Origin of the sequence: Limnospira sp. PMC 289.06, from assembly GCF_032350395.1 — a bacterium.
GTDB classification, from domain to species: domain Bacteria; phylum Cyanobacteriota; class Cyanobacteriia; order Cyanobacteriales; family Microcoleaceae; genus Limnospira; species Limnospira platensis.
On sequence record NZ_JARPLC010000030.1, the window covers coordinates 30,233 to 44,726 of the forward strand.

The following is a 14,494-nucleotide window of genomic DNA, read 5'->3' on the forward strand; positions in this document are numbered from 1 at the left end:
AAATCCCCTAAATCCCAATTGATTGTATAGGCAGTGTGGGGTGTGCCTAATTTCCTGGAGATATCGTGAATCATCTGATAGAATGGAACGCAAGCTGCGTTGACCCAGAGCTAACTCAATTAAATGTTATTCCCCTAGAAGGCGATCGCCCTTTAGATTATCTGCTGTATGCCGACAACCTACCCAGACGCAATGGTGGTCGAGTATGCGATCGCATTCTTAAACGCTATAGTCATGTTAACCAAGGGGGCTGGTGGTGTTCAGGTGTCGATATCTTAACCGGAAACGAGGATCTGTGGGGATGCTTCAAACCCGCCAAACCTCGCCTTAGCAGTCACAGCAATAAACCCATAAAATACGAACATCCTCCCCAAACCGCCACCGGAATTTTTGCCTTGCGAGTCTCCCAATCAATTTGGGAAGCGATCGCCCATCGTCACAGTTTAACCATTTCCCCCGAAGCCATACAACCAGACCGCGCCGATTTAGGATTTTGGGAGTGGGTCATTGATCATCACGAAATTCCCATCTGTATCACCGAAGGCGCAAAAAAAGCCGGATCACTACTTACTGCTGGATACCCAGCCATAGCCCTTCCCGGTATTAACGGCGGCTATCGAGTCCCGCGAGACCAATGGGGAAACCGCATCGGAAAATCTCAGTTAATTCCAGAATTACAAAAACTAGCCAGCCAAGGTCGCCAAATCTATATTGTCTTTGATAGCGATACCAAACCTAACACCATCAAAGCCGTAGACGCAGCTATCCGCCAAATGGGATATCTTCTCAGCCGCAGAGGTTGCCATACTAAAGTCATTACCTGGAAACCCCAATTAGGGAAAGGTGTTGATGATCTCATTGCGACCCAAGGAGTAGAAGCCCTACATCAAGCCTATCAAGCCGCTACACCCCTGGAAACCTGGCGCGCCATCTCCCACTCACGCTTGACCTATTCCGCCGATTTAAACCTCAATTGTCCCTATCTCCCAGAGGATTTAGCTATCCCTCAAGCCTGCCAATTGGTGGCGATTAAATCCCCCAAAGGTAGCGGGAAAACTAGACTCCTAGAAAATCTCGTTAAACAAGCCAGTGATAAAGGTCAGTCTGTCCTGGTTATCGGTCATCGTATCCGCTTAGTAGAATCTCTCTGTCAGCGGTTTGGTTTAAACTATATGAAAGCCGGAATGGGGACGGTTATCAGTCGTCCTGGGGAGGGTTATGGATTATGTATTGATTCCCTGCATCCCTCTTCCTCCCTGGGTTTTAACCCCAATAATTGGTCTAATACTTTGGTGATTTTTGATGAAGTTGAACAGATAATTTGGCATGGTCTAAATTCCGACACCTGTCGCCAATATCGAGTCGCTATATTGCGATCGCTAAAAGTTTTATTGCAAAATGTCTTCATGTCCAATGGTCGGGTAGTTATCGCTGATGCTGACCTCAGTGATACTACTATTGATTATCTCAAAGCCTTATCGGGAATTCCCCTAACTCCCTTTATTATCGAAAACCATTTTCGACCTGCTGCTGATCAGGCTTGGAATGTTTATCACTATGGCGGTCATACTCCTAAACAATTAGTTAAAGACCTAGAAAATCATCTCGCTAATGGCGGTCGTCCCTTTGTGTGTTTGTCCGCCCAAAAGTTAGCTAGTAAGTGGGGGACTTCCACCTTAGAAGCCTATTTTAAAGCGCAATTTCCTCAACTGAAAATCCTCCGTATTGATTCCCAGTCTTTGGCTGACCCTCATCATCCCGCCTACGGTTGCATCAACCGACTTAATCATATTTTAGCAGATTATGATCTGGTTTTGGCTTCCCCTGCTATTGAAACTGGGGTGAGTATTGATTTAAAAGGTCATTTTACCTCCGTATGGGGTATCGCCCAAGGGGTTCAATCTGAAAATTCTGTGCGTCAGGCTTTGGCTAGAATTCGCGAAAATATACCTCGACATCTGTGGATAGCTTCCCACGGTTTAAATAGGTTGGGAAATGGCGCTTTATCTATGGCTTCCCTGCTGAGTTGTAGCCATCGCTTAACTCAGTTAAACATTCGTTTATTACAACAGTCAGATTTTGATGATTTTGATGATTTGGAAATGGGGTTTCAAGCTGAGTCTTTAATGTGTTGGGCTAAAATTGCCGTCCGGTTTAATGCTACTATGACCCGCTATCGGGAATCTGTATTGGCTGGCTTGGAAGCTGAAGGTCATCAATTATCACCCGTTTCTCCCCCTTGCGAAACTTCTGATTCTGATTTGGTGGCTGACCATCACCTTAAACCTAGTTTAACTGATTTGATTGACGCTGTGCGCGATCGCAATTATCAGACCGAATGCTGGGCTATATCTAACGCTACAGATTTAAGTGATTTGGCATATCATGTTTTGCAAAAAAAAGTGTTTAAAACTCCTGCTGAAAGTCAATCTTTACGCAAACATCAGTTAAAATTGCGCTATGGTATTCCCGTTAATCCTGAATTGATAACTAAGGATGACCAGGGATGGTATGAAAAATTAAAATTGCATTATTTCTTAACTGTGGGTCGCCCTTTCCTGTCCGCGAGAGATGCGCGAATAGCACAGGATTTGGGACAACGAGGAAAAGGTAGTTTATTTGGTCCTGATTTTAACCGATCGCAATTAGGCGCGGTCGTCGCTACTCTGGAATTATTACGCTTTCCTACTTTATTACAACAGGAAAATCGGGAGTTTAAAAATACTGATCCTGATTTACAGCAAATGGCGAAGCTGGCTTTAGGCGATCGCACTGCTATTAAGTCTATTATCGGAATAGGGTTAGCACCACGATCTACCCCCATTATGGTATTAAGTCGCTTTCTTGATCAAATTGGCTATGGCTTAAAATGCGATCGTCTCGAAACTTATGCCAAAAAACGACATCGGGTCTATCAATTACTTATCCCTGATGATGACAGAAATCTTGTCTTTCAACAATGGTTGAATCATTCTGGGGGTTGACAACTGTTGTCGAGTCGTGATAGGCTATTGACATATAGTTTATAGCATAATGGATAATTGACCCAAAAAATAAAATTGCTAATATTCCCATTATGTAACATAGTACCACGAGCCACCTACAAAATCAACCCCCCCAGTGCCAAAAAGCCGTTTTTTCTAACACTTCTTAATTTTTTGTTACATAAATTAACACAATAGCCGATATAGAGACAGGGGGTGGTTTGTGTATGGGGTGAGATCAACCGCCAATTCCCAAGCGACTGGCTAAGGTAGGGGTAAGGGGAAAGAGGGTAATAATCATCATAAAGATAGCCAGGAGTCCCAAAGCGGCGCGGGTGTCGTCGGGTTCAGTGAGTTCATTAAGGCTAGGACGTTCGAGGTTACGCTGTAAAATCAGGATAACCGCCGCCCAATACAAAGCCAGGGGATTGACCAAAGAAGCGATCGCCAAAACAATAAAAGTAGCAAAAGTAGACCTTCCAGCGACTTTGCGCCCAAAGATAGACTGGATAATGCGACCACCATCTAACTGTCCGGCTGGCATTAAATTAATAGCAGTAATCACCAAGCCTAGCCAACCAATAATAGTCAAGGGATGAACATCGACAATACTTTGTTTGAGGGCGTTTCCGAGAATCAATTTGGAAAGTAGCCCGACCAAAACAGAACCCTGGAAAAAGCTAGTGGGAACTTGAAACAAACTACCTTGGTGGGAAAGTATCAATCCAGCCAATAGCATAAGTAGTGATAACAAACCCCCGGCGGCGGGTCCAGCTAGGGCGACATCAAATAAAACCTTCCGGTTGGGAAGTAGAGACTCAAATCGGTTAAAAGCGCCAAAGGTGCCGATTTGTACAGTAGGAATGAAAAAGGGGAGACTAAATTTAACCTGGTGGCGGTTGGCGATAACTTGATGGGCGATTTCATGGGCGGCGAGAACCGATCCTATACCGATCGCAATAGGTAAGACTTCCCCATAACGATTATGTTCACCAAAGAAGTCGAAGCCCAAAAGTAGACCCCCGGCTTGAAAAATAGTGGCGACTGTAATCACCAGTAAAACCAGGGCGAGGATTTTTTGTCCATCTGTAGCGGGTTGGGGGTCTTTGCTACTGGGAAGGACAATGACAACGGGTTTACCGTCAGGATTTTCGATTAAAAATAAACGGAAGCGATCGCCCATTTTTTCTTGAAGGCTGCGGCTGAGACGACCATGGACCTCTTCCGGGTCACTGCGAAGGTTCCCCTTAAAAATCACTCCCTCTTGATAGGGGAAAGTTTCCGTGGCGAAAAAGGTATCAATGCCAAAAATACCTTGGATAACTTTTAGGTCTTCTGGGTTGATAGCTGTAGTTTCAGTTTGGGGAGTCCCTGGTGTTTCCCGGCTGGTGTCGCTGAGGTTAACAGCTTCTGGGGTAGGAGTTTCCCCCTCTTGAGGAATCTGTGGGTTGTTGTCATCTAATTCTTCAGCCAGCGATCGCAGTTTTCGCCCCAAGTAAATGTAAATACCCGTGGCGGCGACGAATAACAGCAGAATGCTGACAAAGTTAATATAGATGCCAAAGGCAGTTAGCCCAAAAAATAATAGCCAGGGTCCCATCAGAGATACTGACTGTAGCCATGAGAGAATGCCAGCTTTTCCATAAGGTCTAGCGCGGTAGTACCCCCAAGTCAGAATCCCTAGGGAAATTAGTAAGATAAAAATTGTAGTGTTGTCCGATGCAATAAACATTCTCTTCCTTTTTGTCGAGTCCCAAAAATCAGGCGATCGCGTCTTTTAGTTCCTTTTAATACAATAACCGTTCTGAGAAACAAGACGAGAACCCACAACAGTCTAATTTGCTTCCGAGTCAGCCTCCGGCGAAGGTTCACCAGCATTTTTTTCGGTAAGTTCCCTCCCTTGTACCATATCGCGCCGGGTGGCTTCCCGTAGTTGTTCCCGCAGGGCTGGCATTACCGCTAACGCCCTAGTCCAGTCAGGAATTTGCGCCCCCGCTGGGTTGCGGAAATATTCGTCCCCGGCTTCTGCGATCACCTGTTCAAAGATTTCTACAGTCATTTCTTCCTGGTGGCGATCGTAGTGTAGGTTATTAAATCGGGCATCAAGAAAATATTGTCTCGTGTAGTCTTGTGCTTCTCGCCGAAATTTTACCCGCAAAGTATGGATTTGTTCCCGGCTAATGGTAACTCTTTCCATTTCTACTAGGGTTCTGAGAATTGAACGGAAAATATCCCGGCACATCTTCCGCAGGCCTTCATTGCTGGATCTTCCTAGGCTTTGATGTTTATGGTCGAAAATCCCTAAGTCGATTTGGGCGATACGTTTATCGGCAACATTGCGGTAGACTTCTGCTAATAACCCGATTTCTAACCCCCAGTTACCCGGAATGCGAGTATTCAGGGCCAGGTCATCGGTCAGGGCAAATTCTCCCGACAGGGGGTAACGATAGGCGCTAAGATACCGGAGGTAATTGTTATAGCCAAATACATCCATCATTGCTGTCAGTAACGGTGTCACAAACAGACGCACTACCCGACCATGAAAACCTAGGGGTTCCCCTCCTATGCGCGCGTAGTAGGCTTTATTGAAGGCCAAGCCTAAGTCCTTCTCCACTAGGGGAAATAACAATTTGAGCGGATAGGATTTATCATAGGTGGTAATATCTGCATCATGGAGAGCGATCGCTTCCGCTTGCAGGGATGCTAAACCTAGTCCTAACCATACCGCTTGACCTTTACCTTTAAAACTCAATAGATCTAGCCCCTTTTCCCTTAATTTGTTCAAAAGTTGAGTCACGCGGGGTCCGTTTTCCCAAATTACTAGGGTCGGTTGGGGCATGATTTCAAAAAATTGAACCGTGCTGGCATATTGTTCTAAGGTGGTTGCTCGCACACATATTACAACAGTTCTGACAAATTCACAGTCTTTTAAGCAATCGCGAATTTGAGTCAGCGCCGGTCTTTCTAGTTCTTCATACAACGCCGGAATTAGGACGGCTGTTGGGGAAATTTCACTGAGTTGGGTTAAGCGACCTTCTAATAATTCTAGGTCACAGCCAAAATCGTGGATTGTGGTAATTAATTCTTGTTTATAATCCATAAAAAAAGCCCAACTCTCAAACCATTAGATGCTACAATTGTAGAATAGATGGTAACATTTTTATCTCGATATGGCTAGAATTGAACGAGACATTTTGCCGATCGCATAATCATTAAATATTGTTTAAGTTGACACTGCAAATTCTTCCGGGTCAATCCCCCAGTTCACCCACTTAATCGCCGCCCTAGCTGAGGTCATATCTGGGGGAACCCGCAGGACATGAATTGATTTGGTACTCCCACAGGTCATTTTTAATAATAAAATTGGCTCGTTTTCCTGATAGTTATCAATTTTTAATAAATTATATTCCCGCCAATTATCTAATTCTACCGAATCGAGTTCTTGGCAAATTCTGCCATAACCTATCCCCTCAATTAACACCCTTATTCGTTCCGCATTTGGTTCCGTTAATAACCATTGTGATTGCCATGGATTTGGGTGCAGTTTGCCGTATTTTTCCGGTAACCTTACCCCCTGGACGTGACAGCAAAATCCATCGGAAAATTCGATGGCGGCTTCCCCTTCGGCGTGGAGGCGATCGCTTTCATCCACACTATGACGGATTAACTCAACCCCCCATAGATAATCTTCTCGGAAAATCCAGCCATGATGGGCGTAGACCTGATAACCGTCCTCAAATACCATAGCGGGTTTGGCGATCGCGTGCAAGCGAGACCTGTTATCTGTTAACCTCGTGAAATCATGAGGCTGATTAGCTTTTTCCTTGGCTGATTTAATCAGACATCTCATCACTTCCATGTCCCATTGATTTAATTGGTTTCATATTCCCAGCTATCAGGTCAGCCATAGCGCATAACCACTACAAAAACTGTAATCAATTTTACCAAATTTGAGGATAGTTGCTAAGTGATCAACCAGAAATCGCAGATTTTGTTCAAATCAGACTTGCCAAAAAATTCGATTTGTAGTATGGCTTGGTGGAATGGCATAATCGTCCATTATATCAGTTTTCGGGAAAAATACAAATAAATAGTTAAGAATTATTGACCGGGAAAATCATCTGGAAAAAAAATATAAAAATGTCATTTTTATCTTACAATTTTAGGCTAGAAGAAATATGATAATGAATCAAATGGTGTGATCGATTGGTGGTTCAACGTCGCCATAGCTTGTCATTTATACCAAAAAGGTTTGATAATTTTTGATGGTAGAAATAACCGGATAGTTGAGGGAATCAGGCGAGGAATCAGCCAATTGATCCAAAAAAGGGAAATAGTCAATACAGATGCTACCAACAACGGAGGGAAACCGTTAGCCAGCTAAAGCGATCGCATCTGTGTGGGACCAGAGAAGCCGTCAACACTCATCAAATAACTTTGGAGGTATAAAGCCATGATTGCTGTTAGTCGCACCAAAAGCAAAGGATCTAGACTAAGCCTAACGACTACAGAAGAGACATTTCCCGTCAGTTACTCAACCCTAGCCTGTGATGCTTTACTTTCCAAGGTACTGCCTAAGTATAGACTCGAAGCAGTCCAGAGTTGTGAATTTTGGCATCGAGGCTTGAGTGATATATATGTAATCGAAACATCGATCAGATCCTACATTCTCAGAGTGTCCCATCATCATTGGCGGTCCAGGTCAGAAACCCAATTCGAGTTAGACCTGTTGGACTTTCTGCGGAAACGAGATATTCCCGTTTCGCACCCGTTAAGGACTTGGGAGAATCAACTGTTAGTAGAAATTAATGCACCGGAGGGGAAACGATATGCAGCCCTGTTCACCTACGCATCAGGACAAATCCCCCTAGGAGACTTAAACTCTAGCCAAAGTCGCCAACTAGGTCAAACTGTCGCCCGTCTTCATCAGGTTTCTCGTCACTTCCATACAGACCATTACCGATCGCCACTAACCCTAGAATACCTCTTAGATCGTTCCGTAGAAGCGATCGCCCCCTTCCTACAATTGCGATCGTCTGACCTATCAGACTTACATAATACAGCAGAGAGAATCCGGGCTCAACTAGCTGATTTCCCCAAAAACGCTGACCTATGGGGAATTTGTTGGGGAGACCCCCACAGTGGAAACGCCCATTTTACCAATTCAGGAGATATCACCCTATTCGACTTTGATCAATGTGGCTATGGTTGGCGCATTTTTGACATCGCCAAATTTTTACAAGTTTCCCTACAAGCCGGGTTAGGACGTAGTAGCCGAGACGCTTTTATACAAGGATATCAAGATATTTACCCCCTCACTGATTGGGAAAAATATACCTTACCCGCCTTCACCCAAGTTGCCCAAATTTGGTCCTGGGCGATTAGCTTACAAAGCGCCAAAATGTACGACTACAGCCGCTTAAATCATGGTTATTTTTCTCGTTACCTACAACAGCTCAAACGCTTAGAATCCAAAGATTGGCAGCCTGGTTTTTAATTAGCTAGTTCATCCAGAACACTCAGCAGTTTAGGGACTGTCGCATTGGGTTCAAGAAACGAAAATAAATGGCGATATTGTAAGATTCCCTCACGGTCTAAAACAAATTGAGCCGGAAGAGGTGCGCCCAAGGCTTGACCTACATGATAAAGTCGGAAAATACCACAGCTAGAATCACTTAACAACGGCATTTTTAGACCTAAATCTTTAACCACGGTCTGGCTTTGTGCTGTGTCTGTACTGGTAATCATCAATATTTCAGCGCCACGCTCCACAAAAGCTGCATAATTTTCATTGAGAGCTTTTATGTGGGGGTAGCATAGGGGACAATACTGCTTTTCCGTAAAAATTCGCGTAAACGCCAGAATAACAGGCGTATTACCTCGGTATTCAGACAGACGCACTTTCCCATTATTCGTGATGTCTGGTAATTCAAAGTCTGGGGTCTTTTTCCCTAAGTGTAAAGTCCCAGTCGCCGGAATGGGTAAAAAGTTTCGGAAAAATCTTTGATTCAGTAACCCACTAAAGTCATTGGAAGTTAGCATCATCTCAATCTCATATCTACTCTGCTTGATTAGCTATCAATGTAATTCATAATTATGTTAACTTATGTAAAGAAATGTAAAGAAATGTTACGAAAATTTTTTTTCTGGGGGGGTTCCTTGCTTTTTTGGGAAACCTGGGCTATACTTTTAGATAATGGGAATATTGCTAATTTTTTTTAAAGGATACATATCTCAATTGTGAAACTGTACATAGATATAGTATCATGGCTTGGCAGCACCTGTCAAGCCTAGCGGCACAAGAATTCCCAGACAGCAGCAGAAGGTTAATCCGGTGGAATCAAAAATCCCAGAAAACCATGACCCCAGACATCAGATTTCTAGGCGGTTTCTGGTAGAATCAGTCCATGAGTTAGACGGAGCAGGATATGGCGGTCAAAAAGACCCTCTATCGGCTGGGAGTATTTGGAGCCTGCTATGTTGCAACCTGCACATTCCCCCCAGCCTTGGGTGTCGTGGGGTTACTCTCGAACCCAGAGGCTCAAGAGTTTTTGGGAGAAACTTGCAAGGCTATTGGCTCAGTTATAGCCGGAAATGTGGCGAATGAGTTAGGGGATGCCACCACCGGACATCCTGGGGTTTCTTTGAAAAACCACGATTTAATACAAGCCGTTGGCAAAGCGATCGCCGCCGTTATTACCCATAAAGCCGTCCCTGAGTTTAAGCAAGACAGCAAAACCTGCAAGAATCTCCTAAAAATTGCCGAAATAACCCCTCAAAAATGGGTGAGTTTATGGAGTAGTTGGCTAAATGAAGAGACAGGAGAATCGGAAAGATATCCAGAAATCAGTGAGGGAAAAATGCCAGATATCCTGATTCCAAAGGGTGATAAAATCCTGGAACTGGAAGATTGGCAAGATATTTTTGCTAGACTGAATATGGCAGCCTGTCCCGGTGGAGGATTTAAATTTCCTGATGGAGTTTTTGCCACAGTTTCCCAACTGCTTTATGATGAATTTCCCCAAGCCTTCCGTCAGACTCTCAAGGAAGACTTTGCAGAAGATGGTAAGGCTTTCGCGGGGTTAATGTTGGATTTATTGACCGGGTTGCGGATTGATTTAGCCCGGTTAAGTAAGCATCAAGACAGTCATTTTCAAAGTGTTTTAAGTCAATTACTGAAACTCAAAAATGACGGCGAAGCGAGTCAAGCCTATCAGATTCAAGAGTTTTCCAAAATCCCAAAATATTTTGATGACTTACAGCGTAAACTTGAGGGAAACCAAGAACAACAAAGCCAGACCCTGCGAGAGATTTCTGCAAGGCTTGAGTCAAGTTATCGCAGTATTCGAGACATTTTACAAACCATTCCCTTGCAGCTTGAAGAACTTCAAGCAGGCGTTGACCAAGCCAATCAAGGGATTGAAGAAATCAAAACCCTCTTAAAATCATCGACAATCCTACCCATTCCGGGGATGTTTGGGGATGGAAAACATGTTGATTTTGAAGCAATATTACAACAAATTTTTGAGATATTGCAGGAGAGTGGTTATGGGAAAGATGTCGTAGAATTTGCCCAGACCGCATTACCATCCGATGCTATTGTAGGGGATAATTTTTATCCCTCTGAACTCAGCAGTTTGACCCAAATTTTACGGTATCAATGCTTAGATAAATTCTTAAACCTATTAGAAAATAAGACATCCCAGAGAGAACCTGATAATTTACCGCAGCCATTAGAGTCTTATGTGCTGGTTACTGTGGAGTCCCAAAAGAAGTCTGAGCAAGTCATCGTCAACGCTTGGCTAGTTGAGGATAATTTTTTAATTCAAAATGACCCCAATGCCGCATTTAAACCGCTGTTAGATGAAGTTGGGGAAGATGGGTTAACTTGTACGCAGGCGGAGATTCAGATATGGTTAAATAAATCCCTGAGAAAAGCCTTAAAGTTGCTGAGAGGAAAGCGGTATCATTTAACCATTGAAGTGTTTTTGCCCAAAGAGTTTCTCAGTAGTGAAGTTGACCAGTGGCAATTAGAATTTGACCCCGTTGATAGTGAAACTTGTTGGGGAATGAGGTATGGACTGAGAGTGCGATCGCTCGAACGATTAAACCTCAATTATCTTGACAATTACCTCAATCAGTGGTATGAAAACTGGGGGAAAGTCAGCCAGATTTTAGACCAACATCCCCTTTTAGAAAGTTTTGAGAGCCTAGAAGACCTCCACAGCTTAAACTCTAGGCAACTGCCCCACCAATTAAACCAGAAAATTGGCTTAAAGCTGACTTGTCCCACCGCCTCTGAGCATTTCCAGGTTTTAGTCAAAGCCATTTTGCAAGCAGCCACACCGATCGCCCTTTGGCCCCGATGCCCTAATCCCAATGCCAACTATGCTGAGAGTATCAATCAACTCCTCACCTGTCGCCCTTTGCGTCAGTTAAGCGAGTCAGTCCGAGAACTCCGATCCGCCTCCCAAGGAAATAGCCCCGACCATCTCGGATGTCACTTGGGGTTTCTCTGGGAAGATCCTTATCGTCTCACCCCTGAGATGATGATTGAACTGATGCAACCGGGAGAATAACCCGCCTAACCCTATGAACACCTGGAAAATCTTTCAAGGAAATCGTGACCCCCATGATGGGATTGAGAAATTGCCACCACCTCCGAGTTGGCGACAGTTTACTGGAGTCGAAAAGAGTCTGGTGGAAGAAATTGCCACCCGATGGAACAATTTTTTGCAGACCTTAGACGCGGAAACTCGCGACCAGAAACGGGGGAAAAGTTTTCGGATTCATAGCCCTGAGAACCGAGAGCAAAACCGGGTTGTTAATATGGTCAATGCCGCCTTATATCTGAGGCGACCCCTGTTAGTAACCGGGAAACCGGGAACGGGTAAAACTTCCTTAGCCTATGCTGTGGCTTACGAATTGAAACTCGGCCCGGTGTTACCGTGGTATATTACCGCTCGTTCCAGCTTGCAAGATGGACTCTATCGTTATGATGCGATCGCCCGTCTCCAGGACGTTCAAATGGGCGATAAAAGTAAAGATATCGGTCGTTACATCACCCTGGGTCCATTAGGAACTGCCCTCTTACCCGCTCATCGTCCCAGAGTCTTACTCATCGACGAAATTGATAAAAGTGATATCAACCTCCCCAACGACCTGCTAAACCTGTTTGAAGAAGGAGAATTTGCCATTCCCGAACTCGCCCGAATTAGTCCAGAGCAGAATCAAGTCGAAGTCACCACCGCCGATGGTATCTCAGTTCCCGTCCAAGATGGAAAAATTCGCTGTTGTAACTTTCCCTTGATTATCCTTACCGACAATGGAGAGCGAGAGTTTCCCCCAGCCTTTCTCCGGCGTTGTTTAAGACTACCCATGCCCGATCAAACCAATCCTACCACCTTAAAAGAGATTGTCGAAGCGCATTTAGAGGAAGATAGCCTCACCCAAGACCCCGCCAAAATCAATCAACTTATCGAGCAGTTTATCAACCGTCGCAGCCAGGGCGACCTCGCCACCGACCAACTCTTAAACGCCATTTATATGGTGACGCGAGAGTTAAAACCGGAAGTCAGCGACGAGAAAGACCTGATAGAAATCTTGATGAGATACCTTAACAGTTGAGAAGACTAATGAATCCCAACTTGGTTCAAGCCTTACAACAGGAATTTCAACTCTCCGCCAAAGACATTGCGGATATCTTTTGGCTGGCTTCCCACATTGACCAATATTCTGAATCTGTAACTCCAGCTAACGAACCCAGCCCTTCACCCTCCGCTGAACCCAGTTCGGACAGCAGTAGTTCATCTCAAACCCCTCCAGAATCACCCCCTCAACCCGTTTCCCAAGCAGATAACCCAAAAAATCCCCCAGAAAATTCCCCAGAAGATAAATCCGCTTCCTCAGTAAGCCCCCAACCGCCCCAATCCGAAATTGTCCCCAAACCGGAACCGAGTCAAACCGCCCCTGGTGGAGGGGGTTTACCCATTCGACTTTCCGATGCCCCCTCACTTCGGGGACCTCTGACCTTAGCCAGAGCTTTAAAACCCCTGATGCGTCGAGTTTCTGGGGGACGAGATTGGGTTATTGATGAAGTTGCCACCAGCGAACAAATTGCCAGCCAAGGGATTTGGATTCCGGTGTTAAGACCTCGCCTAGAACCTTGGTTAGACTTAGATTTAGTGATTGAGGATTGCGTCTCGATGTTGCTTTGGCGGCATACCCTCCGAGACTTAGAAAAACTCCTCAAGAACTATGGAATTTTCCGAGATGTGCGAGTTTGGAGTCTACTCACCGATAACCCCGAAGCGGTGAAAATTCGCCGGGGGATAGGGGCAACGGCGAAACATCAAGCCCCTCGCAGTCCCAGGGAATTAATCGACCCCACTGGGCGACGATTAGTGATTGTGGTGAGTGATTGTGTGTCGAAAGTGTGGCGAGAGGGGAAAATGATTCCCATTTTAGACCTTTGGGCGAAACGGGGGTCGATGGCAATTTTGCAGATGCTACCTGAATGGATGTGGAAAAGAAGCGGTTTAGGTTGGGAAGCGTTGGTGAGGTTACAGGGACTCAATCCCGGAGATTGGAATCAGAACTTAAAAGTTGATGAATTCCCTTTGTGGTGGGATGAGGAAGTCACTCATCAGGTGGTGAAGGTTCCGATTTTTACCTTAGAACCGGAATCAGTAGGGAGTTGGGCGCGATTAGTTGCGGGGAAAGGTAACGTTTGGGCAGCCGGATATCTATTTAAGTATGCAGAACATCAAAGACGGAGGCAGCGGCCCAATTCTGGTGGCGAATTGACGGCGGAAAAGCGGGTAAACGGGTTTCGGGCGACGGCTTCTCGGGTAGCGCGAAAATTAGCGGGATTGTTGGCGGCGGCTCCTGTGATTACTTTACCTGTGGTGCGTTTGATTCAGGCAACTTTGTTGAAAGAGTCTTTGCCAGTCAATGTGGCGGAAGTGTTTTTGGGTGGGTTATTGAAGCCGATATCCGAGATTGATATGGAGACTGACCCGGAGTTGGTTCAATATGATTTTATGCCGGGAGTCCGGGAGTTATTACTAGAGTCGGTGCCGGTGGATGAGACGGTGAGGGTGATTGATGAGGTTTCTGGTTATGTGGCGAGGAATTTGGGCTTTGCGGTAGAAGATTTTGGGGCGATTCTGAAAAATCCGCGACAGTTAGGGGAAGGGGAAGTTCAGGGGAATGCGATCGCTTTTGCGCGGGTAACGGCTCAGATTTTAAGGTCATTGGGAGGAGTTTATGTAGAGTATGCGGAACAGTTGGAATCTCCCTCTGTGGTTGAGGCGCAGCAAACGCAAACCGAAGAGCCGGAGCGTCTGTTTCAGCAATCTTTGGAATTGAGAACCGAATTGGGCGATTCTCCAGAGGAGAGGCTTCGCCAACGCTCGGGCATGGCAGAATCTTGGGGACAGTTGGGAGATATCGAGCGAAATCGCGGCAACTGGGATGAGGCGGAGCGTCTGTATCGGCAATCTTTGGAG

9 protein-coding genes are annotated in these 14,494 nt (G+C 45.2%); 5 read left to right on the forward strand and 4 right to left on the reverse strand.

Annotated features, from left to right (window positions below; all coding sequences use genetic code 11):
- The first annotated feature begins 65 nt into the window (after positions 1 to 65).
- Positions 66 to 2,984, forward strand: coding sequence for a plasmid replication protein, CyRepA1 family (locus tag P5674_RS09075; RefSeq protein ID WP_006626237.1), 2,919 nt, complete (start codon positions 66 to 68; stop codon positions 2,982 to 2,984).
- Between the two features lie 238 nt (positions 2,985 to 3,222).
- Here P5674_RS09075 and P5674_RS09080 read toward each other — a convergent pair whose 3' ends face one another.
- The 3 genes from P5674_RS09080 to P5674_RS09090 all read right to left on the reverse strand — a co-directional run bounded on the left by P5674_RS09080 (position 3,223) and on the right by P5674_RS09090 (position 6,834).
- On the reverse strand, positions 3,223 to 4,716 hold the full coding sequence (locus P5674_RS09080; RefSeq protein ID WP_006670066.1) for a site-2 protease family protein: 1,494 nt from the start codon (positions 4,714 to 4,716) through the stop codon (positions 3,223 to 3,225).
- A gap of 102 nt (positions 4,717 to 4,818) precedes the next feature.
- Complete coding sequence (locus P5674_RS09085) at positions 4,819 to 6,084, reverse strand: hypothetical protein (RefSeq protein WP_006626235.1); 1,266 nt, start codon at positions 6,082 to 6,084, stop codon at positions 4,819 to 4,821.
- A gap of 123 nt (positions 6,085 to 6,207) precedes the next feature.
- Positions 6,208 to 6,834, reverse strand: a complete 627-nt coding sequence (locus P5674_RS09090; RefSeq protein ID WP_006626234.1) for a DUF6745 domain-containing protein — start codon at positions 6,832 to 6,834, stop codon at positions 6,208 to 6,210.
- A gap of 603 nt (positions 6,835 to 7,437) precedes the next feature.
- On the opposite strand from P5674_RS09090, the gene P5674_RS09095 reads away from it, so the two are divergent.
- Entirely contained in the window at positions 7,438 to 8,481 is a 1,044-nt protein-coding gene (locus P5674_RS09095) for a phosphotransferase (RefSeq protein ID WP_187757986.1), read from the forward strand.
- Here P5674_RS09095 and P5674_RS09100 read toward each other — a convergent pair.
- The gene (locus tag P5674_RS09100) at positions 8,478 to 9,029 is read right to left on the reverse strand and encodes a peroxiredoxin family protein (RefSeq protein WP_006626231.1); all 552 of its coding nucleotides are present in this window, start codon (positions 9,027 to 9,029) and stop codon (positions 8,478 to 8,480) included. The genes P5674_RS09095 and P5674_RS09100 overlap by 4 nt on opposite strands.
- Before the next feature lie 383 nt (positions 9,030 to 9,412).
- On the opposite strand from P5674_RS09100, the gene P5674_RS09105 reads away from it, so the two are divergent.
- The 3 genes from P5674_RS09105 to P5674_RS09115 all read left to right on the forward strand — a co-directional run.
- Positions 9,413 to 11,563 (forward strand): VMAP-C domain-containing protein, encoded by a 2,151-nt coding sequence (locus tag P5674_RS09105; RefSeq protein WP_315669942.1) that lies wholly within the window; start codon positions 9,413 to 9,415, stop codon positions 11,561 to 11,563.
- Positions 11,564 to 11,576: 13 nt separating this feature from the next.
- Entirely contained in the window at positions 11,577 to 12,611 is a 1,035-nt protein-coding gene (locus tag P5674_RS09110) for an AAA family ATPase (RefSeq protein ID WP_006620017.1), read from the forward strand.
- An 8-nt stretch (positions 12,612 to 12,619) separates the two neighbouring features.
- The coding region (locus tag P5674_RS09115; RefSeq protein ID WP_315669943.1) for a tetratricopeptide repeat protein at positions 12,620 to 14,494 on the forward strand (1,875 nt) is incomplete at its 3' end.

Bases quoted from the DNA above. Each gene is read 5' to 3' on its own strand.
- P5674_RS09080 (WP_006670066.1), bottom strand. From the start codon at position 4,716: ATGTTTATTGCATCGGACAACACTACAATTTTTATCTTACTAATTTCC.
- P5674_RS09085 (WP_006626235.1), bottom strand. From the start codon at position 6,084: ATGGATTATAAACAAGAATTAATTACCACAATCCACGATTTTGGCTGT.
- P5674_RS09090 (WP_006626234.1), bottom strand. From the start codon at position 6,834: ATGAGATGTCTGATTAAATCAGCCAAGGAAAAAGCTAATCAGCCTCAT.
- P5674_RS09095 (WP_187757986.1), top strand. From the start codon at position 7,438: ATGATTGCTGTTAGTCGCACCAAAAGCAAAGGATCTAGACTAAGCCTA.
- P5674_RS09100 (WP_006626231.1), bottom strand. From the start codon at position 9,029: ATGATGCTAACTTCCAATGACTTTAGTGGGTTACTGAATCAAAGATTT.
- P5674_RS09105 (WP_315669942.1), top strand. From the start codon at position 9,413: ATGGCGGTCAAAAAGACCCTCTATCGGCTGGGAGTATTTGGAGCCTGC.
- P5674_RS09110 (WP_006620017.1), top strand. From the start codon at position 11,577: ATGAACACCTGGAAAATCTTTCAAGGAAATCGTGACCCCCATGATGGG.